Origin of the sequence: Bowmanella denitrificans (genome assembly GCF_039522935.1) — a bacterium.
Classification (GTDB): Bacteria; Pseudomonadota; Gammaproteobacteria; order Enterobacterales; family Alteromonadaceae; genus Bowmanella; species Bowmanella denitrificans.
Genome location: NZ_BAAAEI010000002.1, coordinates 17,304 through 40,647, shown reverse-complemented (window position 1 = coordinate 40,647; position 23,344 = coordinate 17,304). Strand labels below are relative to the sequence as shown.

The following is a 23,344-nucleotide window of genomic DNA, read 5'->3' as shown; positions in this document are numbered from 1 at the left end:
CAACGATACCAATCCGGACGGTGGATCTTCATGGCAGCAGTTGGTCAGTTATCTGCCGTACTGCTCAAAAATGGAGATCAACATGCGTCTATGCAAATACCTGCTGCTTGCCTGCCTGCTTGGCACAGCTCAATTTGTGCAAGCCCATCAGGGTGTCGCCTTTGTACATGGTACAGGCAAACAAAGTGATGCTTACAACGATTACTGGACCGGCAGTTTTGTTAATTCTGTGATGTCGGGAAACGGTAACCGCTATGTCGTGATTAACTGCAACTTTGAAAAATACATGTGGGATAGCGCAGCCACCGGCTGTCTGGCCGATCAGCTCAGTCAGTTCATTCAAAACCAGGGTATTACATCTCTCTATGTCATCACCCACTCCCACGGCGGCAATATGGTGCGCTGGCTGATGTCCAACCCCACCCTGGACAGCCGTTATCCCAATATTATCAATAAGATAAGTAAAGTAGTCGCTATTGCGCCATCCAGTAAGGGTACGCCGTTAGCCGACGCGGTGGTTGATGGCAACAGCTTTGAACAAATTCTGGGCTGGATCCTCGGATATGACTCAGATGCAGTAAAGCAGCAACAACTAAGCTGGATGCATCAATACAATAACACCAATCTTTATGGCACCGCAGGAAGGCCAGCCTTACCTAAGCCTTTCGTCAATATTGTTGGCACAGATGTCGACTCAGCCATCTGGGACAGTGATAGCTACTGTGGCGGGTATCAGTATCAGGTGGCCTTAGAAGTGACACAAAACTGGCTGAACAGTTGTTCAGACGGCTTTCTTGAATGCAGTTCACAATCGGGGGCCGGCAGTTTGTGGTTTAACGATAAAAGTCGCACCCGTGGTCGTGAACCCCTGAGTCATCATCAATCCAGACGTAAGTGCTTTAATCTGGATGTCATTCTGCGTAACGACATATAAGGAGATAACGATGAGAGCCATTTTTAATTTTCTTTGCCTGACGCTATGCAGTTTGTTAGCCCATGGGCAGCCATTGCCAACCACAGGTGACTACGCCCATTACAGCTTTGCCTTAGATACCAACGCGCAATTGCAGGTGGGTCCGGTGGCAGAGCAAGTACAAAGTAACGAATACAGCATTCAGGTGAATGGACATGACCTGCACCAGGGAGTGACACTACATACCACTAAAGCCGAAGCTTTATTTCTGCTCACCCCACTCGGCAGCAAGCAGCAAAGTCCACTGGATGTAGAGCTGTTACAGCTGCGCTACAAAAATCAGCAAGGTCACCCGCAAATTGCCAGACGTGTCTCCCAGCAACTGCTGGCCCAAACCGGTGTGCTGGACAACAGTATGGCGTTGCAAACAACAGCAGACAGCCATCCCGGCGCTATGCTTCTCAGCACCTCACAGCCTCTGCCTGCAGACGCTTCCTACCGCATTACAGTGAAAGAAAAAGGCTCTGCCTACATCCTGAATCTCAGTGTGGATAACCAGAATCTGCTTGCACAGCAGCGTATTCTGGCACGGGCCAGTCTGGAAAAACTCGGGCAATCACTGCAGATCCAACGTGCTGAGGCAACCCTGGTTGCACCGGATGGTGAGTTGCTTCCTGCCAGCGTCAAAATCTCCCGCTCCGGAGATATGTATATCCGGGCTTCTGCGCCACAAAAAATACTGAGTCCCAAACAGGGACTGTATGAAATTCGGTTGCAGTCGGTGGCGCAGGAAGATCAGGCGACAATTCCGCGAGATGCAAAACTGGCGGTGGCACTGACGAATAAAACCGCCACCTTGGCTGATGTATTCTTGCTACAAGAGAAAATTTTATATGCCAAAGTAGGATTGCTGGCAGAACAAGACAGTCGTTTTGAAATCAGAGCCATGCTGTACGGCACCAATGCCGATGGCCAACTGGTACCTGTGATGGAAAGCCACGCCGCACAGACCCTGACAGCCGGTGCTGACAGTATCCTTGTGCCCTTCGAACAGGCCATTCTGGATAAAGCGGGTGTTACAGCGCCGTTTAAACTGGCCTCGGTCAAGTTGTTTGACCAACACCAGCTTGGCTTGTTAGATACCAAGCTGGACGCTGCCACTTTAAATTAAAGGTTCGCAGAGGCTCCCTGGACAGCATGCAGAAGCAGCAGTACCGAGCAAGCAAAACCTGCTGTCCAGACCAGGCTGCGCGGCAGGTGCCAGTCAAACAGGTAGAAGAAGTGATACAGCACTCTGGCAACAATAAAGCCCTGAGCCAGATATTGAGCATAAGTATCAACTTGACCAGTGACTAGCACCGCCAGCGCACCAGGAATAAACATTAATAAGGCTTCAAAGGCATTTTCATGACCGGCTTTTGCTCTGGCACCAAAGCCGGTTAATGCTGCCTGCTGAGCGCGCGGGTTACGATTGTCATAGCCCCCCGCTTTGGCCTGGGCAAAAGCCAGCGGCGCTTTGGACAAAATGGGCAATATCGTAGCGATAAACAAACACAGCAGAATCATGTACATTGTGCATTCCTTTTGTTGATTGACTGTATAGTGCCAGATTCCACCAAAATCGCAGCAGAAATTGCCAGCCAGTTATCTGTCCATTCTCCCTCCCCGGTGCAGCCGTTGGTCACTCACTGGCAAGGCGCTGAACAGGTGAGGCTGTACATCAAACGCGACGATTTGATACATCCGGTCATCTCAGGTAATAAATGGCGTAAGCTTAAATATGCGCTGGTGGAAGCCCGGCAAAAGGGGGTTACCGAAATCATCAGCTTTGGCGGCGGTTATTCAAACCATCTGCACGCCTTAGGTTACTGCTGTAATAAGCTGGGCATACAATTTATGGCTCTGGTGCGTGGCAACTATCGCGCCACCCCTACACCCATGCTGAAGGATCTGGCCGACTGGCAGGCGCAAATTGTTTACCTTGATAAAGCCACTTATCAGCTACGTAGCCAGACCGATTTTATCGCCAAATGGCAAGCCGCTCATCCCCATGCCCTGATTATTCCTGAAGGGGGCAGTCAGACTCAGGCATTAGCTGGTGTAGCCGAACTTCTGAACGAGCAGACGCAACATTTCAGCCATATCGTTTTGCCGGTTGGCAGCGGCGGGACGTTGGCCGGGTTGATTGCCGCGGCGTCGACCAACGCAGCGGATACCAGATTGATAGGGATTGCCGTGCTCAAAGGTCAGGACTACCTGGAACAACAAGTGAGCGCATTGTTACCGCAACACAGCTTTGATAACTGGCTGATAGACCACGATTTTCACTTTGGTGGCTACGCCAAACGAAACCAAGGGTTGCTGGCATTTTGTAGCACCTTTTATCAGCAAACGCAGGTCCCCATTGAACCCGTATACAGTGGTAAAGCCGCCTGGGCGCTTAAACAGCGTTTGGCTGATGGCTACTTCCCGCCGGGCAGTCAGATATTACTGTTACATACCGGTGGCTTGCAGGGCGCCCGCACACAATAGTCGCTATCAACTGGCGATTCCGATGGCGATTCAGTAGGATAAATAAGTGCGCGGCGTTCCTGCCCACTTATCAGGCATTCACATTAAGAAGGATTTAAACATGAAAAAGATACTGGTTATTGTACTGGTATTGCTGGCGGCCTTTATTGGCGTGGTGTTTTACCTGGCATCAGGCATAGACGAACTAATTCGCTCACAAATGGAAACGCAAGGCAGCAAAGCCCTGCAAACTGAAGTGAGGGTCAGCAAGGTTGAGCTTTCCTTCGCCGAAGCACGTATGAGTATTAGCGGTTTTAATGTGCAAAACCCCTCCGGCTATTCCAACGATCAGGCATTTAGTCTGGGAGAAGTGAAGCTGGACCTGGGCACCTCCACCCAGGAACCTTATATCGTGGAAGAAGTACTGATTGATGCGCCCACTGTGCTGTATGAAGTGGACGCATCGGGTAAGGCTAATCTGGTGGTATTGAAAGACAACCTGCAAGCCATGTTGCCTAAAGGTGGCGAAAGTCAGCCTCAACAAAATACCGGTCCTTCCCCCGTAGTATCGGTGCAAAAGGTGACCATTAAAGACGCCAAGCTACGCATCAACTTTGAGGCGATGGACACCGGTGAGTTGAAACTGGATAAAAAGCAGTATGAATTGACGCTCCCCACCTTCCAGTCAGAACCTGTTGGCGTACCCAATGGTTTGCCAGCCGATCAGGTTGGCGGGGCCATTATGAACAGTATGCTGGACAATCTGATTAAACAGGCCAAGAAAAAAGTAAAAGATATCTTCGAAGACAAGGCCAAAGAAAAAGCCAAAGAGAAAATCGAAGAAGAAAAGCAAAAGCTGGAAGAGAAAGCCAAGGAAAAGCTTAAAAATCTTTTGGGCAATAAATAAACAGCCAAAACTTGCTGTCACTGCTCGGTTTTAAGGATGGCAATTGCCATCCTTTTTTATTGGAGCCGGTTAACCCTTTGAGCATAGCTCTGGTTAGTCCAGCATTTCAGCACAAGTGCGCAATAGTTGCTGGAGTTTTTCTGAAGACTCAGACAGTGCGGTCTGTAATTCCAGATTACAGCTTTCCCTGGCTAGCTTGACCAGTTTATTGCGATTTTTAAGCACATCCCTGATGTCACTAATGCTGGCCTGCCGACCTAACTCCTTTTCAACCTCGGCGACCACCTGCAGAGCAACCAACGAAAGTGCGGGATGATATGCCAGACGCTGAGCTAAAAGTTTGCTTGCTTGCTTTTCCATAGGCATTCCCTTGCGAGTTAATAATAAGTGTTGGTGAAAATTACTTAATGTCAATGCGGGGAATGGAATAAGCGCCCGCAAAATTAAGAAAAATTTAATGTTCACACAATAGAGTTAGGATTAATTCATCGGTTTATAGATTGCGTATTCCCATCACTGCTTTAAATACATAGCAAGCTGATTAGGCAAAACGTACGAAAGGCAGTTCAGGTTTGAGAGAAAAGCGCTACTGGCACATGAATATTAAAACCAGAATCCTGGTCTTTATTGTGCTGTTCGAAATTATCGCTTATTCAACATTGCAGTTGGTTAATCATTATCTTTATGTGCGCGAAATGGACACCTTGCGCAACAGCCAGATCCAATCGGTTTTACAATCCAGCGTCGTCAAGGTCGACAATGTGCTGCGACGTATGGAGCAAAAGGCCACAGAACTAGCCATAGCCGGTGAACAGTTATACCGCCTTAAACAGCAACAACTGTTGTCTACTCAAGCCGCCACCGCATATGCTAAGAAGCTGCTTACCGATAGTTTTACCAGCTTTGAACAGGCGCTGGGCGGAGGTATCTGGTATGAACCTTTCGTATTTGATCAGAATGAGCGCTATTACGGCCCTTATGTGTTTCGAAAGCTGGGAGCTGTGGCGTTTTCCTGGGAATTAAGCACAGCGGAATACGATTATCATCAGCAAGATTGGTATCGTCTTGCCGTCAACAGCCACTGGGGGGCCAGGCAACAACGCTTTCGCCCTATGTTATGGACATCACCTTATGTGGACGACGCCGGTTCCTTGTCGCCCATGATGACAGTGGATTGTGTGATGTTTGACGATCAGCGTCGCCCTATTGGCATGTCTACCGTGGATTGGTCTTTGGACGAACTCACCCATTTCTTAGATGCGGTAAAAGTGACACCCAATGCCTTTCCTTTTTTCGTTCACCGGGATTCAGGCCTGTTACTCAGTTATCCCAGGGATCCGGCTAAGGTCATGACTCAAGCCCACTTGCTGCCTGAACTGAATGCCGTTTTACAAGACCGGCAAACAAGCCTGATTAAGCAAATCAGTGACCTGCAACTCGGCAATACCAGTTACGAGCTGTATTACTTCTATACCGAAGATGGCTTTTTGTTTGGCTCGCTGGTGCCTGGCACAGACCTTAGACGGGATATCAACAGTATTTCGCGCATGATTTTGCTGTATGGCACCTTGGCGGGGCTGGCCTTTATTCTGTTGATGTTTCTGGTATTGCATTGGCTGTTCAGGCCTTTTGATGCCGTGCTTAAAACCATACGGGAATCCGTCACTTACTGTGGCAATGAAAACAAGGTGAGATTGAAGCAAATTGAATATCGCAGCCACAATGAGTTTTCCCCTATCGTGAAGGCCATGAATGATATCTACCTGCAAGTACAGGAACACGTACAACAGGTGGAAGAAACCAACCTACGGCTGATCGCGTCAAAGCAGAAAATCGTGCAGTTGAATGCCGAACTGGAACAGAAGGTCGAAACCAGAACTGCAGAGGTACAACAGAAAAACCTCAAGTTAACCGAGTCGTTGGAACGGCTTAAGCGCACCCAGCAACAACTGATTGAAAACGAAAAACACGCAGCCCTGGGCAGGCTGGTGGCAGGTGTGGCGCACCATATCAATACACCACTGGGTGTTTGTGTCACCGCGGCTTCATTTCTGTCAGTAGAAGTTAGGGCGACCTTTGAAAAAGCCATGAACGGACAAATAGGCAAACGGGCCTTTGAGCAGGCTATGGATAAGATTGTTGAGAGCACTGAGCTGCTGCAACTCAATCTGGATCGGGCTTCTAATTTAATCTCCAGCTTTAAACTGGTGGCAGTGGATCAGTCCAATGAAAATCAACGCCTGTTCAATGTCGGCGATTATATCAATAAAATCCTGCTGTCCATGCGCAGTAAGTTTGAACAGACAGCTCACCAGATCACATTGAACTGCCCGCCAGATCTTAATCTGTATTCGCACCCTGGCGCCCTGACGCAGATCCTCGCGAACCTGATAGACAATGCTCTGACCCATGCCTTTTCGGTTGAGAAGCCAGGCAAAATTGAAATCAATATCAGCGAGCAAAGCGATCATATTCAAATGCTGGTCGCTGATAATGGTAAAGGTATGTCAGAGGAAATCAGAGAGCGGGTATTTGACCCCTTCTTTACCACCAAGCTTGAGCAGCTCAGTAACGGTTTGGGTTTGCATGTGGTTTACAATATTGTTGTGCAGCAACTAAACGGCCGTATTGAATGCCAATCACAAGTGGGCGTGGGTACAAAATTTATCATCATCATCCCCAAAACGCCTGAACCTGGCCGGTTGGCTTAAACAAAGAAAGCAAGAAACACAATAGTCAAAAATATCCAGGGGAAAGGTGATGTCCACCAATCCGTTCCGTTGGCACTGGCTCTTTTTACCTTTTCTCGCCACGCTAAGTTCACTTCTTTACTGTGCAACTTCAACCTGAGTTGGGGCCCTGGAAATACGAAAAAAACAATAGAGAAAGCCACTAAAAACCAAGCTGTCGCCGAAAAATCGGGGAAATACACTAATATCAACAGGCCCACTGCCAGCAACAGAAACGCAGCGATCAATTCGAATTTACCCGGCATTTGTACTCCTTTACTGAAACACTCGTAGCGCTATCTTTTTGTCCATTAAAACGGATTAAATATCCCTGCATCATTGTCTGACTTTTTGCTATTCCTTGCCAAGGGTTTTACTGGGGAAAGGCACGTCATGCCAGACCAGTGTTCGTTCACCTGGCCTGTTAACCATACAATGCACATGGCGGGGGCCTGGCTCAGGGCCAACTTATTTCTGTAACTATTTGTTAAAAATGATTTTTATCGCATCGCAGCAGATAGAATCCGCGCCAACAATCATCTCATATCAAGGACATAACATGAGAAAACACATCCTGGCCCTGTTGCCCATCACATTACTGGGCTGCGCTGCACACCACCCTGCAGCACCTGCGCCTACCTTAGTGTTAGTACACGGCGCCCATTTTAACGCCGCAGCCTGGCAACCACTGCAAAATGAACTGCAGAAAGCCGGAATACACAGCCAGGCGGTAAATCTGCCAGGTCGGGGCGATGATCCAACACCTGGTAGCGCGACCTTAGATAGCTCTGCCGCCGCCCTTTGCCAAAGTCTGGCTGATATCTCGGGTGCCATTGCATTGGTGGTGCACAGTCAGGGCGGAGCCATAGCGCATCAGGCGCTGCACTTGTGCCCTGCCGTTGAGGTATCCGACATTGTGTATATCTCGGCGGTCGCCCCCATTGATGGTGCCAAGCCGTTTGCCTTGCTAAATGAAGCAGACGAGCAGCACTATTTTAGCGGCATTACCTATCAGGACGGCTGGATGAAGATCACCAACCCGCAAGCCTTTGCCGAAACCTTTACCGCGGACTCTGCCTACTATGCCCAGGTGATTTCCCAGGCTGTAGATGAACCTGCCGCCACCGGCGATGGTCAGGTGAATCTGCCAGCGGCGCAACTGCAAAACATTCGCACCAGCTATATTTTTGCCGAGCAGGACAAGATTATCTCTTTTGCCAGCCAGCAAAAAATCGCCGCATCCATTCAGCCGGATCAGCAATTTACCTTGCCAGGCGGCCATTTACCGATGCTCAGTATGCCGCAACAGCTCAGCCAGACCATCCTGACAGCCCTGAGGTATTAAAATAAAACAGACCTGAGCGGCGCACCAACCTCGCCGCTCCTGTTTACCTGTAGGTCGGAATTTATTCCGACAAAAAACTCATGCGACGCAAACCCGAGCCCAACATTGCTCTGAAGCAGGCTTTTCTGCCAACTGCCGGCGAATCAAAACCCAACCTGCACAGCCACCGCCAACAACACCAACGCGGTAACAATAAAAATGGCCCACAGCGGTAAAACAAATCTGGCCCATTGTGCCCAGCCCACATTGGCGGTAGCCAGATAAGCCAGTAAGGTGCCCGAAGTGGGCGTCAGCATATTGGTGATACCGTTACCAAATAAAAACGCCAATACGGTGGTTTGTGCCGACACCCCGGATAATTGCCCGATAGGCCCCATAATCGGCATACTCACAGCTGCCTGCCCTGAGGTGGAAGGGATCAGGAAATCCAGCAGCAACTGGGCAAAGAACATGCCGCTGGCCGCCAGTGTCGGGCTACCTTCGCCAATCAAACGCACCAGAGAATGCACCACTGAATCCAGGATCTGACCTTTTTCCAATGTCACGGCCACAGCCGATGCCACGCCAATCAGAAAGCTGGCCAGCAACACTTTTTTCATCCCGCCGACAAAAGCATCCGCCGCGCCATTGGCCCCCAGTCCGCTAAGCGCAGCCAACAGTAAACTGACACCAATATAGTAGGCGGATAAGGCTTCATGCTTCCAATGCCATTGATTCGAGGCATAGACCAGAAAGCCAATGCTGCTAACAAGCACCATCAGCATCAGACTGTGACGCCAGGACAACCGGGCATGATTCAGTTCCAGCACAACTTGCTCGGCTTTTGCCTGGCGGCGGATCACCCACAGCATAAAGCCAATGCCAATCAGCAAAAACACCAGGTAACAGGCCAGGCGAAAACCAGCACCACTGAAAATCTGCAAACCGACCAGAGGCTGGGCAATGGTCAACGGCAGCGGATTAGACACCGATGACAAATACCCCACCTTGACCGAAATAGTGACAATGGCAAAGCCGATAATGGGGGCCATGCCCAAACGTGTGGCCATCGCCACCATCAATGGAATAACCAATAAATATTCCGATGCCAGCCCCAAGAAGGTGCTGCCAGCGGAAAACACCAGCATCAGCGTAATCACCAGCACATAAATATTACCTTTGACCAGGCTCAGCAATCGCTCCAGGCCTGCGTCCACGGCTCCGGCGCGAGTCAGAATGCCAAACATACCGCCGATAATCAGTACCATAAAAATCAGCCCACCACCGCGTTCCAGGCCTTCGGGAATGCTCATTAACAGCTCGGTGATGCTGACCGGATAGGCCCTGTCAGCCTCTGGTATATCGGTACGCAGCAAGTTGGCCAGACTGGCGTCTTTATCCAGCGTCTGATAGGAGCCAGGCACCACCAGGCGGCCATCCCGCGCATAACGCCCCGACTCAATAAAGTAAGTCATGGCACCAGCCAGCAACAAAATGCCCAGCAGAATAATCAGGGGATTAAGGGTTTTACGCTCAGATGGGTTTTCAGACATTATCCTGCCCCCCAAGGTTGTCGACAATATAATCAGCCATTGCCCCGGCGACCCGTCCCAGATCACGACGAAAATCATCGAATTTGCGATTTGGCACAAAGGCCTGTTCATCCATATACAGGGCGCGATTCAGCTCTATCTGCATACTGAAACGGCGCTTAGCCGGATTGCCATAATGGGTAACCAGATACCCACCTTTGTAGGGCTGATTGCGCACGACTTTATAACCCAGACTCACAAAGGCATCTTCCACTATCTGCACAAAACCAGGATCACTGCACAGACCATCGTTATCCCCCAGCACCACATCCGGGCGGGCTGCGCCACTGTCAATATTCATGCGGTTGCCGGTGGATTTCATTGAGTGACAATCCACATGCCAGACCGCTGAGAACTGTTGTTGCAGGGCGTCCAATTTGGTTTGCAAAGCCTGGTGGTAAGGCCGGTAGAATTGCTCAATGCGCCTGACAATGTCTTCGATATTCAGTGGCGCATCGTACATCGGTACATCGGGCAGGGCATAACGGCGAATCAGGCCCATTCCCCGCTCACTGTATTTGCTGGGATTACATCCCGCCCAGGGGCGTTTCAACATGGCAGGATCAACATCATCAGGCGCCCGGTTCAAATCAATATACATGCGGGAATAATGCGCGCTGAGCAGGCTTCCTCCTACGGCCAGCACCGGCGCCCATAAGTCATCCACATAGGCATCCCAGCCGCTTTTAAGCTGGGCTTCACTGGCCAGACAGCGAAAGTCATCTGGAAACAGGCTACCGCTGTGAGGTGAATCCAACACCAATGGCAGGGCTTCAATACAGTCAGGTTCAGCCAAAGTATAGACATTGGTCATAAATCATCCGCGTCGTCTTTGGCCCCGTACGGGGCCAGTGGTTTACATATCGTAGCTTAACTGCAGGTAGAAAAAGCGTCCTACCGGGTTATAGGTGTTCTGATCGAAATTGATATTGGGGTTACTCAGGGAAATGGGCGGTTGCTTGTCAGCCAGATTATTAATGCCAAACTTCACCCGCATAGCCTCGTCAATATCGTAGCTGACCGACGCATTGTGGTAGACCACCGTACCAATATGACGCTGTTCATCCTGGAAGGTCTCGGTACTGTCGCCAATATGGCGCAGGTTGTAATTCAGTGCCCAGGGGCCCTGTTGCCATTTAGCAGAGAAACTGCCACGCCATTTAGGAAAGGCTTCACGTAAATAGGCGTTGCCCACTTTGTCTTCCACCTGCACAGTGCCATCTGACAAGGTGGTACTGGTTTCAAACTCGCGCAACCGCGACATATTCAGGCTGAAATCAAAGTCGCCGCTGTCGGTGGCCAGGCCATAGCGCATCAGCATATCCATACCCGCGGTTTTAGTGCTGTTGAGATTCACCGGGCCATCCAGGATATTGTCTATCTCGCCACTGGCGGCGCGGCTGATGACCTCGCAGTTACGCGCCTGGCTGGCACACAGGTCCAACAGATTTTGTGCGCCAAAAGTACTGATGGTGTTATCAATTTCAATATCGTACCAATCCAGGGTCAGGCTGAAATCATCCATAAAGGTAGGGATCAGTACCAAACCAAATGACAGGTTTTCCGAGGTTTCCGGTTGCAGCAGGCCGTTGCCACCAGTGGTTAACTGCACATTGGTTTCTCCCTGACTGTAACCGGAAGGCACACCTGCACATCCAGGCAGAGATTTATTCGCCGAACAAGGGTCGAGCACCGGCGCAAAGCTTTGCCGCTGGCCTTCATATAATTCCAGAATAGAAGGAGCACGGAAGCCTTCTGCCCAGGTAGCGCGCAATGACAAACCTTGCAGCGGCGAATAAAGTAATCCCACCTTGCTGTTCGTGGTGCTGCCAAAGGTACTGTAATCTGAGTAACGGCTAGCCAGACTCATCTCCAGCCGGTGGGCCAGCGGTGCCTCATCCAGCAGCGGAATACTCAGCTCTATATAGGCTTCTTTCAGATCATACTCGCCATCCGTACCGGTGCGTGGTGCGGAACTGGTGGTCTGGTAAGTGTTCACCCTGGGGGCGGAATTAATAATATCGTCCGGCACATCCAGGCCACGCTCGCGCCGGTATTCAATACCCGCTGCCATGGCCAGGTCACCGGCTGGCAATTCAAACAGGCTGCCGGTGATATTCAGGGTAAAGTCCACCTGACTGGCCTGGTTTTTATCTTTGCCGGTGAAATTAATGTAATCCACCATCTCAGCGCTTAGGGTGTCAAACAGATTAACCGGCACACAACCGGCCACCAGATCCGACACATCGGCGCTAATGCCGCTGCTGTCACAAGCCCGTAACCCCAGGGCCAGTTTATCCAGATGCACCTGATTATTGGACTTAAAGGTCCCTTCGTTTTTGGCCCAGGATAGGAAACCATCCCAGCTCCAGCCATGGCCGATATTCAGTTCACCATCCAGGCCAACACCCAGTCGGGTGGTTTCCACCTGCTGTGCATTTACCCGGTAACCATTTTCCTGCATAAAGGATGTATGGCGAAAGTCACTGCCGCTGAATTCCACACCAAAGGGGTTTACCCGTAAATCATTGGCAATCACAAAACCCCGACTACCGCCCCGCACCGAGGACAAAGCCGAGGAAAACTGCTGGTCCGACTCGCGACTGTTGTACAATGCCTCGACGCGCAGATTAACCGTATCAAAGGGCACCAGGGCCTGGGCATATAAAGACATGCGCTGACTGGGCCCCACCACATAATTGTTGTAGTAGCGATTAAACTGATCGTCAGCCGTGGCGGCACGCCAACTGCCGAGATTGTTACCATTGCTGTCGGGGTTGCGGGTAATGCCGGCGGTCGGAATGCTGAAGTCCAGAACCGAAGCCAGACTGCTTTCTCTGAACAAACCTTCTGGCGTGCCTTCAGACAAGCCGTTCAACGGGATTGCCGTCAGTTCACGGTCCTGAGTATAAATGGGCTTCTGGTCTGAATAGCTGGCAGCCACCATCAGATTACTGTCGCCAATATCTTTACCAAACAACACATCCAGATTCAGCGTCTCTCTGTCTCCTTCACTGCTCTGGCCATAATAGGCTTTGGCACTGGTCCCGACAAAATCGTTATGGGTATAGATGTTCACCACCCCGGCAATGGCATCGGCGCCGTAGATGGCAGTCGCACCATCCTGCAACACTTCCACTCTTTTAACGATGGCCTGAGGAATAGTATTGAGGTCAACAAAATCGCGAAAGCCGCGTGTGCCGGCACCATTTACCCAGCGATGACCGTTAACCAGTACAAGCGAGCGGTTTTCACCCAGATTACGCAGATTCATACTGCTGCTACCATGGCTGGTGCCCGCTGAACCATTGCTGTTTAAACTGGCTCCGACCGAAGGTAACTCCTGCAATACCTCGCCCAATGACACGGCCCCGGTCTGGTTTAAAGCTTCCAGATCCAACTCCTGCACCGGACTGGGGGTATCTCCCTGGCGCTTAATTCTTGAGCCCGTTACCGCGATAATCTCGGTATCGGCTGGTGTGTCGGCCACGGAAGTTTGTTGTGCCCAGGTCAGGGGTGAAAAGGCCGCACTCACGGCCAGGGTCAATAGGGAAGGACGAAAGATACGCATAAACTGGTCTCCGGCTGTTGATAGGCATCTACAAGTGCCTTTTGATTAACAGTTTATTAACCCGCCAAAGTCATGCAATATTATGGATATAACTAATCACTTCATTACATTTTGTTATTGATATGAATACAGCAACTTCGCCAAAAGGCCTAGAAGGCCTGAGTTTAAAGAGCCTGGAAGCCTTTCGCGCCATTATTCAATCCGGCTCAGCCACAGCAGCTGCTACCAGTTTAGGCATCACGCAACCAGCAGTCAGTCGCTTGCTGGCCAGCTTTGAACAGCACGTGGGATTCGCCCTGTTTTACCGGGAAAAAAGCCGCCTGTTTCCCACCGAAGAAGCATTGGCTTTGTTTAAGGAAGTGGAGCTAACCCTGCAGGGCGCAGAGCGCATCAGCCTGTTGGCCAGAAATATCTTTAACTCAGACTTGGGATTACTCAAGATCGTGGCGCCAAATTCTTTTATCGCCGGCCCGCTGGCCGATGTCGTCGCCGACTTTATGCGCCAGCATCCCAGGGTAAATATCTCTCTGGATACCCATAGCCCGGCCACCGCCAGGGAGCTGGTAGCCCATCGTAGTGCCGATTGTGGCTTTATTCAGTTACCGGAAAATCACCCGGGCCTGCAGGTAGAATCCATGCTGCAAAGCCATACTGTATGCGCGTTATCGCCCGCCCACCCGCTGGCCAGTAAGGGGCGAATCGAAGTTCAGGATCTGCTTGGACAAAACCTGATCCTGTTAGGGAAAGGGCGCTACTCCCGTATGCAAATTGACAGTATCTTCCAGCAGGCCGGGGTGCCCATGAAGGTAAAGCTGGAAACTCATACCGTGGCCATTGCCTGTACTTTTGCCAGGCGTAACCTTGGGGTTGCCATCGTCAACGGCATGCTGGCCAGGCAATATGCTGATAACAACTTGCTGCTGATACCTTTCGCCCCGGCCTTGATTTATGAGTATGGCTTTATCACCTCTGCCCATGCACCGATGAGCAGACTGACCACGGCATTTTTTAATCACTGCCGCCAAAGCTTTGGTCGTATGCAGGACGAGCTGATACCTAAAGCTTAAGGATTGACCTCAGGTCAAACAGGGGTTTCTACAGACACTGTCTCAATGAGGCGACAGCATGACCGCCATTTAGAAAACACCGCCCTCGGTCCGCCAGACCAGGCCCGCGCAGAGGTGCCAGAAATTTTGCGAGCCAAACCGCTGCCAAAGTTTGTGATACCCCTTCCACCCCAACAAATTTGTCGCCATAAAGAGACAGAATTATAAGTTTTTGCTGACTCGGCTTCACTGCTAATCCTTCTTACACCGTTCCCTGCAACCATAAATGGCAAAAACACACAGAATATAAAATCAGTATATTCAATTGATTACATGAATTTCTCGACAAATGAAGTGATTCAGAAGTCAGAAAAAATATTTTTCCCCGCTAGTTGGCCTCTTTTTTGCGATACACAGATCATTCCAACATTTCTCTACTTTGTTCCAATCAGGGGACAGTATTTTCAGACTCGGGGGTAGTAAGCTTGAGTAAGTCTAAATTTCATCAATTAAAGACCAGGGCCTTTTTAAGTGTCGGCCTGCTGGTGGCGGTATTGCTGATCCTGACAACCAGTGTCAAGGCCCAGCAATTACCCGCTAATCAGGGCAAAAATAAACAGCAGGTACTTTTTGACCTGATGGCCAGCCGGGCCAAAGCCCTGGCAGCTCAGAGTTACAGCGCCGACAGCGCTGCCCTGCCAGACAGTTGGAAGTCGATGAGCTATTCGCAGTATCGGGCGATTCGCTTTAAACCTGAACAGGCACTGTGGCATCAGCAGTCGTTGTTTGAAATCCAGTTTTTTCATCCTGGCTTCTTATATCAGCAGCCAGTGGAAATTGAAGAGATCAACAAGGATGGTATGAACAAACTGCTGCCTTTTGATGCCAGTCAGTTCAGTTATGACGCAGAGGCGGCGCCCCTGGCCGGACAACGTACCAATAGTAAAGGGTACTCAGGTTTTCGCGTGCATTACCCGCTAAATCGCCCAGATTATAAAGACGAAGTAGCGGTATTTCAGGGGGCATCGTATTTCCGTCTGGTAGGGCCAGAGCAGATTTACGGCCTGTCTGCCAGAGGTCTGGCGATTGATACTGCAGAGAGCAGCGGTGAGCAATTCCCACATTTTAAGCGTTTCTGGTTGGTCAGGCCGCAGCCCAATGACACAACATTAGTGTTCTTCGCCTTATTAGACAGCCCCTCTGTAACCGGGGCCTATCGTTTTGAACTGACGCCAGAAAGCGACACTCATATGCAGGTTACCGCACGCCTCTTTGCCCGTCAGGATGTTAAGAAACTGGGGATTGCACCGCTGACCAGTATGTTCTTCTATGGTGAGAACCGGGTGCGTTTTGTAGATGATTTTCGCCCGGAGATTCACGACTCAGATGGTGTGTTGATGCAAACCTCCCATGATGAATGGATCTGGCGCCCGCTGAAAAACCCGCGTCATTTGCAAGTCACCAGTCTGGCTGATGAAAATCCCAAGGGGTTTGGTCTGGTGCAGCGCGATCGAAGCTTTGTGCACTATCAGGACACCGAAGCGGAATATCATCAGCGTCCCAGCATCTGGATCACCCCGCAGGGCAATTGGGGGAAAGGCCGTCTGGAAATAGTGGAAATTCCTACCAACAACGAAACCAACGATAACATCGTCAGTTATTGGGTACCTGACGCTCCGCTGCAGGCCGGACAACAACTGGAAATCAGCTACCAGTTATCGACCTTTGACAGTAAACGCCCCGAGCAAACCCTGGCCCAGGTCAGCCGAACCCGCATCGGCTGGTCGGCTTTACCGGGTGAGCAGAATCCGCCACCCAAGGCCGAGCGCCAGTTTGTGGTGGATTTCAGCGCCGACAAACTGGCCAAACTCAATGCCACCCAGCCCATGCAGGCAGACTTGCAATTGTCTTCCGGTGCAATCCGCGATTTGACCACCAGCAAGCTGCCAAACGGAGACTGGCGGGTCTCCTTCAAGCTTAACCCCGCCGACCAGAAACCTGTAGACATGCGTCTGCAATTGACATTACGCAACGAAACATTAAGCGAGGTATGGAACTATGTCTGGAATCCAAGCGACCTCAAATAACAGCGCAGCGGCGCAATCTAATCCGACTTGGCAGATCATTCTGAACCATAAGGCACTGCGTCAGTGGCTGTTTTTCCTACTGGTCAGCACCAGTGCGGTGGCCGGTATTGGTATGATGACGCAGATCCTCAAAGCCAATGGCCTGACCGGTCTGGAGATAACACTTCTGGGCCTGTTTGCCATTGTGTTCAGTTGGATTGTCTGTGCTTTTTGGAGTGCTGTTATTGGCTTTGTACTGCAATGGCTGAACATCGATCCACTTAGTCTTAAGCCTAAACTGACAATACCTGCGCCAGACACGGCACCGCTCAGTCGCACTGCCGTGGTGATGCCGGTGTATAACGAAGATACCCGGCGCATTATGGCGGGCTTTGAAAGTTGCCTGCGTAGTTTGGCGGACAGCGGTCATCTGGCCCATTTTGACTTTTACATGCTCAGTGATACCCGCAACCCAGAACTGGCACAGGCTGAGCTGGACCACTGGCAAGCACTGCAGCAACGTCTGGGTAACTTGCGTCACCATGCATTTTATCGTCGCCGCGAAAAAAACGGCGAACGTAAAGTCGGTAACCTTAAGGAATTCTGCCAACGATTTGGTTACCGCTATGAACAGATGATAGTGCTGGATGCAGACAGCATAATGAGCGGCCAGACCATGTTACAGTTGGTGCACGCCATGGAGCAGAACCCTAATACGGGTCTGATCCAGACGGTGCCCATTCCGGTACGACAAACCACCTTGTTTGGTCGCTTCCTGCAATTTGCCTCCGAATTGTACTGCCCAATGCTGGCCACCGGCTTGTCATTCTGGCAAACCGACAGTGCCAACTACTGGGGCCACAATGCCATTGTCCGCATGCAAGCCTTTATGCAAAGTTGCGGCTTACCCAAACTGGATGGACCTGCGCCGTTTGGCGGCGATATCCTCAGCCATGACTTTGTTGAAGCCGCGTTATTAAGGCGTGCCGGATGGGATGTGTTCCTGCTGACCGATATGCGTGGCAGTTTTGAAGAGGTGCCCTGCAATATTCTTGACTACGCCACCCGCGACCGTCGCTGGGTACAAGGCAATATTCAGCATCTGGCGTTACTGGGCAGCCGGGGTTTGCATCTGACCAGCCGTTTGCATTTTCTGTTTGGCGCTCTGGCCTATATATCCTCACTGTTGTGGATGCTGATGCTGGCGTTGAGTTCAGCCGACGCCCTGCTGCGCGCCACCAGCGACAATGACTATTTTCATCACACCTACCAGTTATTCCCTAACTGGCAGGTGGCAGAAACCGGTCTGATTAATGCGTTGCTAATGTGTACCGTGGTGTTGCTGATGTTCCCCAAAGCGTTGGGGGTAATACTGGCGTTGAAACAGCGACGCAACGAATTTGGTGGTGTCGCCACCTTGCTTAAAGGGGCCATAGCAGAAGCATTATTTGCCCTGCTAATCGCCCCAATCATGATGGTTTATCACGCCTTTTTTGTTCTTAGCGTGTTTTTGGGGTATCAGGTGAGCTGGAATGCTCAGGAGCGTGAAGGACGCATGTTAAGCTGGCGGGAAGCCCTACACCGCACCGCCTTACCCAGTGCCATCGCAGCCCTTTGGGCCGCCGTGACTTTTGTATTAACGCCATTGATGTTCTGGTGGATGGTGCCGGTGTTTACCGGTGTGATTCTGGCTGCACCTATAGTGCGTTATTCCAGCAGTCTGGGACTGGGGCGCTGGGCCAGGCTGAACGGTCTGTTTATCAGCCCCAGCGAAGCCATTGAACCTGATGAACTCAAACTGCTGCGTATCCGCCTGGCAAATCTGCCCGCCAAACCAGCGCAAGTGGATTGTGTGCCAGCATTACCCGCAGAGCAGTGGCGGGAAATGCCCCTGCAAAGCTTTGATGATGTTCCACCGTCAGTCCTGGCTGAAGTCAGCAACTAAAACCTAACCCCATGCCATGCTCAGATGGCATGGGTTTTACCCTGTCATTGGTCTGCTTTGTCTTGTCAAAGGTAGCGTCGATAAGCCCTTCTAAGTAGAATCCACGCGGCTAATGCTAAAGACAGAAAAGGACAACAATGAAGATAAAACAGACCCTACTGGCCCTGACACTTGGCCTGACAAGTACCTGCACTTTTGCACAAGACCGCCTGAGCATCGACGATATTCCCACTATTCAATCTGTGATCCAGAGCAGTATCAGCCCAAACGGCAAATGGGTTGCTTTTACCCGCTCGGTGCCCCGGGCCCTCTATGTGGATGACAACGGCAACAACTATGCCGAACTGTATCTGGTTGATGATAAAGGCGTGGAGCGCCCTTACATCACCGGCAAGGTCAATATAAGTCAGTTGCAATGGTCAGCAGATGGCACGCACATTTACTTTCTGGCCAAACTGGGTGATGACATGTACACCAACCTGTATCGCATCCCGGTAGATGGCGGTCAGGCGCAATTGGCACTCAGTCTGAAAGACCGCAGTATTGGCTCTTACCAACTGGCTCCCAACGGCAAACAACTGGCTTTGCTGGCCAAACCGGGCGCCGACAAATCCGAGAAAGAACTGAAAAAGCTTGGTTTTATGGCGGAAGTTTATGAGCTTGGCCTGAAGTCACAACAATTGTTTGTGCTGGGGCTCGACCAGGCTGGTAAAGATCTGACGCCACAAGCCTTGGACATCAAGGACTATGTCAGCGATGTCAACTGGGCTTCCGACAGCGCATCGTTATTGATCAAAACCCAGCCCAGCGCCCTGATTGATGACAAGTATATGAAGTCACAATGGCATCTGTTTGATCTGAACAAACAACAGGTCAGGCTGTCACTGGCCACAGAAGGCAAGCTGGACGAAGCCGAATTGTCTGCCGATGGCCGTTACATCGCCATTATCGGCGCCGAAGACAAACACGACCCGGCCGCCGGTCGTTTGTATCTGGCCGATGCTGACAGCGGTGAGGTCAAGGACTGGTTGCCTGGCTTTAAGGGCCACATCAGTGAATTCCAGTGGTCTGCCAAAGGCCATGAGCTGAATTTTATTGCCGAAGTCGGCACCCAGAACTTTATCGCCAGCCTGAAGCCAGGCTCCAGCAAATACAAAAAACTGGTTAAGGAAGGGCAGTTTATTGCTTCCGGTCTGAGCATCGATGATAGTGGCAAGCGCATCGCGCTGCGCGCCCATAGTGCGGCACATCCCAACGAAGTATTTATGTTGCAAAGCGGTAACGTCCGCCGTCTGTCAGACTCCAATCCCTGGCTTAGCAACAAGCGGTTGGCCAAACAAGAAACCATCCGCTTCAAGGCTGAAGACGGTGTGGAACTGGACGGTGTACTGATCTATCCGTTGGATTACCAGGCGGGTCAGCGTTATCCGCTCATTATGTCGGTGCACGGTGGCCCGGAAAGCCATGATAAGGACGGCTGGTTGACCAACTATTCGCGCCCCGGCCAGATGGCCGCAGCTCGCGGTTATGCCGTGTTCTACCCCAACTACCGGGGTTCCACCGGCAAAGGAGTAGCCTATTCCAAACTGGGCCAGAACGATTATGCCGGTGAGGAATTCAACGATCTAGTCCGCTTTAAGCAGCATCTGGTTAACATGGGTCTGGTAGACAGTAAGCGGGTTGGTATCACCGGCGGCTCTTACGGTGGTTACGCATCGGCCTGGGCCGCCACCAAGCTCACCGAACACTTTGCCACCAGCGTTATGTTTGTCGGCGTTACCAATCAGTTGTCTAAATTTGGCACCACGGATATTTCCAATGAAATGCATCTGGTACACGCCCGCTCTTACCCTTGGGACAAGTGGCAATACTATCTTGAACGCAGTCCCATATACTGGGCAGGGCAGTCCAAAACCCCACTGTTGATTATGCACGGCAAGGACGATCCCAGGGTACACCCCGCTCAGTCCATGGAGCTGTATCGCTATATGAAAGTGCAGGGCAAAGACGTGCGCCTGGTATACTATCCCGGCGAAGGGCATGGCAATCGTAAAGTGGCTGCCCAGTATGATTACAGTTTGCGCCTGATGCGCTGGATGGACAACTATCTGATTGCAGGCAATACCAATATGCCGGATTATGAAATTGATCACGCCGCCAGACTTAAAGCGGTAAAAGACCAGCGTAAATCCTCAGACAAAATGTAAAGCAAAGGCGCCAATTGGCGCCTTTAACTTATTTAACGATACAAGGGATACCAGGCACAGGTTTTCTGGCCATTACGCTCAAAGTAGAAGTTATAACAATTGGTGTCGTAGTTGTAGTTACCCACATCAACGCGATAGCCACTGATATATCGGTTATGCAAGGACACATATTGCCCGTTATACAACAAGGAAAAATGCACATGTGGCCCACTGGATTGTCCGCCTTGGCATAAAGCCTGATTGTAATTACTGGCATACCGACCGATGTAGGCCCCCGCCGCAACATAGTCGCCGCTTTGATATTGCAGACTAGACATATGGTAATAATTAGTGGCGTAACCGCTGGCATGAGTAATACGGATATTGCAGGAAGAATAACGGCTTACCGTACCCGCATGAGCTGCCTGCACCCAGGGCGTATTGCTGCCCCAGCCACCGGAACCATTGTTGAAATCCAGTGACGAATAAGGGTAACCCGAACCTGTGTTGGAATGCGCACCACCACTGTACCAGGCATAACCTGAAGACCAGGGCAGGTTCATCGAAAACGCCTGAATCTGTTGGTCGCCTGATTCAGCTTTCGCTTCTGAGTCCGTTAACAACACACTCTCCCTAGGGCCATCAAATAGCCTCTTGTAAGTAGCGAGAAAATCTCTCAAGGGCTGCGCGTGATCTGCAGACAACTTGGCGTTGTCTTTATTGAAAGGTTTTGCACTATTTTTTTGCAACAAACTGGCCAGCGCTAAGGTAGCTGAACTCACAGGCAAAGACACCTTGTCTGTTTCTGCCTGCAGGTGCTGATAAGCATAGAATCTGCGGCTTAGCTGACCGGCAATATCCCGTACCTGTTCAGAAAAAACAAGCGCATCAGACAAATTACCGAAAGGCCGCTGCAAGTCGGCTTTTTCCGGTGTACTGAGCATCTGACTTTGGTGCTCTATCAATGCCACCAACAGTTTGGGATTAATACTGGCAATCCCACTCCAATGCATAATCACATCCTGGTAATCCACCAGTGCAGGCACGCGCTGGGTAAAGAATGCAGACCAGTCTTCATTGAGCAATGCACCAGACAACACATACTGCGCGTCATCCAGCTCAATGGCTGGCAATCCGGCCAACTGCATCGCCAGTATTGTCTCTACCTGCACATCACCACCGGGAAAAAGTTGCTCTTCTGCAACGACGGGAGCGGCCATTAGCCCGGCCAGGGCAACCACTATGAGTTTTTTGTTCATCCTGAAATTTCCTTATGAACATGGTTTCCAATCCGGCCACTCTCCGGAGCGGCCGCTATCAACACGAACCGCATAAATACATGTATCAGGATCAGGTATAGCAGGTGGCCACAAACAAATAATTTAAACTTCAAATCTATACATAAGGGCTGCTTATCAGCCGCGCCAAAGCAAAAAAATTCAAATTTGTGACTTGTGGCCTATTTTTTCTTTGTTTTTAACTGTGCAATCATTAGCCACCAGGATGTCCACAAAAACACCGGGAATAAATGGTGAACGATAAAAGCGCGCTACTAAAACAACTGCAGATTAACCCTGAGCAAAAGCATGAACAAAAGGGCCTGAGTCTCTGGCATTTGCTGTTCGCGGTGCTGGCAAGTGCCGCCCTGACGTTCTGGCTGACCAGCTTTGTCAACCAGGATAAGACCGGCCCGGCTCCACAGATAAGTTCCGCACAGCAAACCAGCAATGCAGACACCACGGCGGCAAAACCAGTGACCACCAAAGCACCGGTAGAAAATAACAGCATCCTTAACTCATCTGGCTATATCACTGCCCGACGCATGGCAACAGTTTCCGCGGAAGTGATGGGGCTGATCACCGAAGTTAATGTGGAAGAAGGGATGCAGGTGCAACAGGGCGATGTGTTAGCAAGACTGGATAGTGCACTGGCAAAAACCGCCATGCAACTTTCCGAAGCCCAGGTTAAAGCCTTGTCGGCCAGGCGTACTGCGCTGGATGCCGATCTGGAAGAAGCCAGACGTAACCTGAGCCGGGTTAACAACAACAGTTTTTCCAGCGAAGCCGAACGCACTGGCGCTGCCAGCCGGGTCCAAAATCTGGCGGCCAGCCTGCAAAGTGCCAGCGCCGAAATTGAAGTGGCCAGATTACAGGCCCAGAGCCAGCGCGAGCGGCTGGACGATCACACGATTCGTGCCCCGTTTTCCGGTGTCGTGACGGTAAAAAATGCCCAGCCGGGTGAAATTGTCGCCCCCACCTCTGCCGGTGGTGGTTTCACCCGCACCGGTATCTGCACCATAGTGGATATGGATTCGCTGGAAATTGAAGTGGATGTTAACGAAGCCTTTATCGGCAGGGTCAGCCCCGGTCAGCAGGTAGAGGCGACACTGGACGCTTATCCCGACTGGCGTATTCCGGCATCAGTTATTGCCATTATCCCCACCGCCGACAGGGCCAAGGCCACAGTACAAGTGCGTATTCGAATTGAAGTAAAAGACCCCAGAATCCTACCGGACATGGGTGTAAAAGTGGCCTTTATGAAGGCCTGATAGCAG

At 50.9% G+C, this 23,344-nt stretch carries 18 protein-coding genes; 11 read left to right on the top strand and 7 right to left on the bottom strand.

Annotated features, from left to right (window positions below):
• The first annotated feature begins 82 nt into the window (after nt 1-82).
• Nucleotides 83-934 (top strand): alpha/beta hydrolase family protein, encoded by an 852-nt coding sequence (locus tag ABD028_RS01355; RefSeq protein ID WP_343840843.1) that lies wholly within the window; start codon nt 83-85, stop codon nt 932-934.
• 10 nt (nt 935-944) lie between these two features.
• Nucleotides 945-2,084: a DUF4785 domain-containing protein gene (locus ABD028_RS01350; protein ID WP_343840840.1), complete on the top strand. Its 1,140-nt coding sequence runs from the start codon at nt 945-947 to the stop codon at nt 2,082-2,084.
• Here the strand turns inward: ABD028_RS01350 and ABD028_RS01345 are convergent.
• On the bottom strand, nt 2,081-2,485 hold the full coding sequence (locus ABD028_RS01345; RefSeq protein WP_102797963.1) for an MAPEG family protein: 405 nt from the start codon (nt 2,483-2,485) through the stop codon (nt 2,081-2,083). The genes ABD028_RS01350 and ABD028_RS01345 overlap by 4 nt on opposite strands.
• 30 nt (nt 2,486-2,515) lie before the next feature.
• On the opposite strand from ABD028_RS01345, the gene ABD028_RS01340 reads away from it, so the two are divergent.
• Both ABD028_RS01340 and ABD028_RS01335 read left to right on the top strand, forming a co-directional pair.
• Nucleotides 2,516-3,445 carry a 1-aminocyclopropane-1-carboxylate deaminase/D-cysteine desulfhydrase gene (locus ABD028_RS01340; protein WP_343840835.1) on the top strand — a complete coding sequence of 310 codons (930 nt, stop codon included), beginning with the start codon at nt 2,516-2,518 and terminating at the stop codon, nt 3,443-3,445.
• A gap of 100 nt (nt 3,446-3,545) precedes the next feature.
• On the top strand, nt 3,546-4,331 hold the full coding sequence (locus ABD028_RS01335; protein ID WP_343840833.1) for a DUF748 domain-containing protein: 786 nt from the start codon (nt 3,546-3,548) through the stop codon (nt 4,329-4,331).
• Between the two features lie 93 nt (nt 4,332-4,424).
• Here the strand turns inward: ABD028_RS01335 and ABD028_RS01330 are convergent, their stop codons facing one another.
• Nucleotides 4,425-4,691 carry a hypothetical protein gene (locus ABD028_RS01330; RefSeq protein WP_102797961.1) on the bottom strand — a complete coding sequence of 89 codons (267 nt, stop codon included), beginning with the start codon at nt 4,689-4,691 and terminating at the stop codon, nt 4,425-4,427.
• A gap of 236 nt (nt 4,692-4,927) precedes the next feature.
• Here ABD028_RS01330 and ABD028_RS01325 point away from each other — a divergent pair, with 236 nt between their 5' ends.
• On the top strand, nt 4,928-7,042 hold the full coding sequence (locus ABD028_RS01325) for a sensor histidine kinase (protein WP_343840829.1): 2,115 nt from the start codon (nt 4,928-4,930) through the stop codon (nt 7,040-7,042).
• Here the strand turns inward: ABD028_RS01325 and ABD028_RS01320 are convergent.
• Nucleotides 7,039-7,326 (bottom strand): hypothetical protein, encoded by a 288-nt coding sequence (locus ABD028_RS01320; protein WP_343840826.1) that lies wholly within the window; start codon nt 7,324-7,326, stop codon nt 7,039-7,041. The genes ABD028_RS01325 and ABD028_RS01320 overlap by 4 nt on opposite strands.
• 293 nt (nt 7,327-7,619) lie before the next feature.
• On the opposite strand from ABD028_RS01320, the gene ABD028_RS01315 reads away from it, so the two are divergent.
• Nucleotides 7,620-8,405, top strand: coding sequence for an alpha/beta fold hydrolase (locus ABD028_RS01315; RefSeq protein WP_343840824.1), 786 nt, complete (start codon nt 7,620-7,622; stop codon nt 8,403-8,405).
• Between the two features lie 143 nt (nt 8,406-8,548).
• Here ABD028_RS01315 and ABD028_RS01310 read toward each other — a convergent pair whose 3' ends face one another.
• The 3 genes from ABD028_RS01310 to ABD028_RS01300 are packed head-to-tail and all read right to left on the bottom strand — an operon-like array spanning nt 8,549 to nt 13,547.
• Nucleotides 8,549-9,937, bottom strand: coding sequence for a YfcC family protein (locus ABD028_RS01310; protein WP_343840821.1), 1,389 nt, complete (start codon nt 9,935-9,937; stop codon nt 8,549-8,551).
• On the bottom strand, nt 9,930-10,790 hold the full coding sequence (locus ABD028_RS01305) for an N-formylglutamate amidohydrolase (RefSeq protein ID WP_343840818.1): 861 nt from the start codon (nt 10,788-10,790) through the stop codon (nt 9,930-9,932). The genes ABD028_RS01310 and ABD028_RS01305 overlap by 8 nt, the downstream gene beginning before the upstream one ends.
• A 42-nt stretch (nt 10,791-10,832) precedes the next feature.
• Nucleotides 10,833-13,547, bottom strand: a complete 2,715-nt coding sequence (locus ABD028_RS01300) for a TonB-dependent receptor (protein ID WP_343840815.1) — start codon at nt 13,545-13,547, stop codon at nt 10,833-10,835.
• A gap of 122 nt (nt 13,548-13,669) precedes the next feature.
• On the opposite strand from ABD028_RS01300, the gene ABD028_RS01295 reads away from it, so the two are divergent.
• The 4 genes from ABD028_RS01295 to ABD028_RS01280 all read left to right on the top strand — a co-directional run bounded on the left by ABD028_RS01295 (nt 13,670) and on the right by ABD028_RS01280 (nt 20,811).
• Nucleotides 13,670-14,614 carry a LysR family transcriptional regulator gene (locus tag ABD028_RS01295; protein ID WP_343840812.1) on the top strand — a complete coding sequence of 315 codons (945 nt, stop codon included), beginning with the start codon at nt 13,670-13,672 and terminating at the stop codon, nt 14,612-14,614.
• Nucleotides 14,615-15,078: 464 nt separating this feature from the next.
• The gene (locus ABD028_RS01290; protein WP_343840810.1) at nt 15,079-16,680 is read left to right on the top strand and encodes an OpgD/OpgG family glucan biosynthesis protein; all 1,602 of its coding nucleotides are present in this window, start codon (nt 15,079-15,081) and stop codon (nt 16,678-16,680) included.
• Nucleotides 16,652-18,604: a glucans biosynthesis glucosyltransferase MdoH gene (gene mdoH, locus ABD028_RS01285; RefSeq protein ID WP_343840807.1), complete on the top strand. Its 1,953-nt coding sequence runs from the start codon at nt 16,652-16,654 to the stop codon at nt 18,602-18,604. The genes ABD028_RS01290 and mdoH overlap by 29 nt, the downstream gene beginning before the upstream one ends.
• A 143-nt stretch (nt 18,605-18,747) precedes the next feature.
• Nucleotides 18,748-20,811 (top strand): S9 family peptidase, encoded by a 2,064-nt coding sequence (locus ABD028_RS01280; protein ID WP_425542044.1) that lies wholly within the window; start codon nt 18,748-18,750, stop codon nt 20,809-20,811.
• Between the two features lie 32 nt (nt 20,812-20,843).
• On the opposite strand, the gene ABD028_RS01275 is transcribed toward ABD028_RS01280, so the two are convergent.
• Nucleotides 20,844-22,049, bottom strand: a complete 1,206-nt coding sequence (locus ABD028_RS01275; RefSeq protein ID WP_343840801.1) for a M23 family metallopeptidase — start codon at nt 22,047-22,049, stop codon at nt 20,844-20,846.
• Nucleotides 22,050-22,321: 272 nt separating this feature from the next.
• Between ABD028_RS01275 and ABD028_RS01270 the strand changes: the two genes are divergently transcribed.
• The gene (locus ABD028_RS01270) at nt 22,322-23,338 is read left to right on the top strand and encodes an efflux RND transporter periplasmic adaptor subunit (protein WP_343840799.1); all 1,017 of its coding nucleotides are present in this window, start codon (nt 22,322-22,324) and stop codon (nt 23,336-23,338) included.
• Nucleotides 23,339-23,344 lie beyond the last annotated feature (6 nt).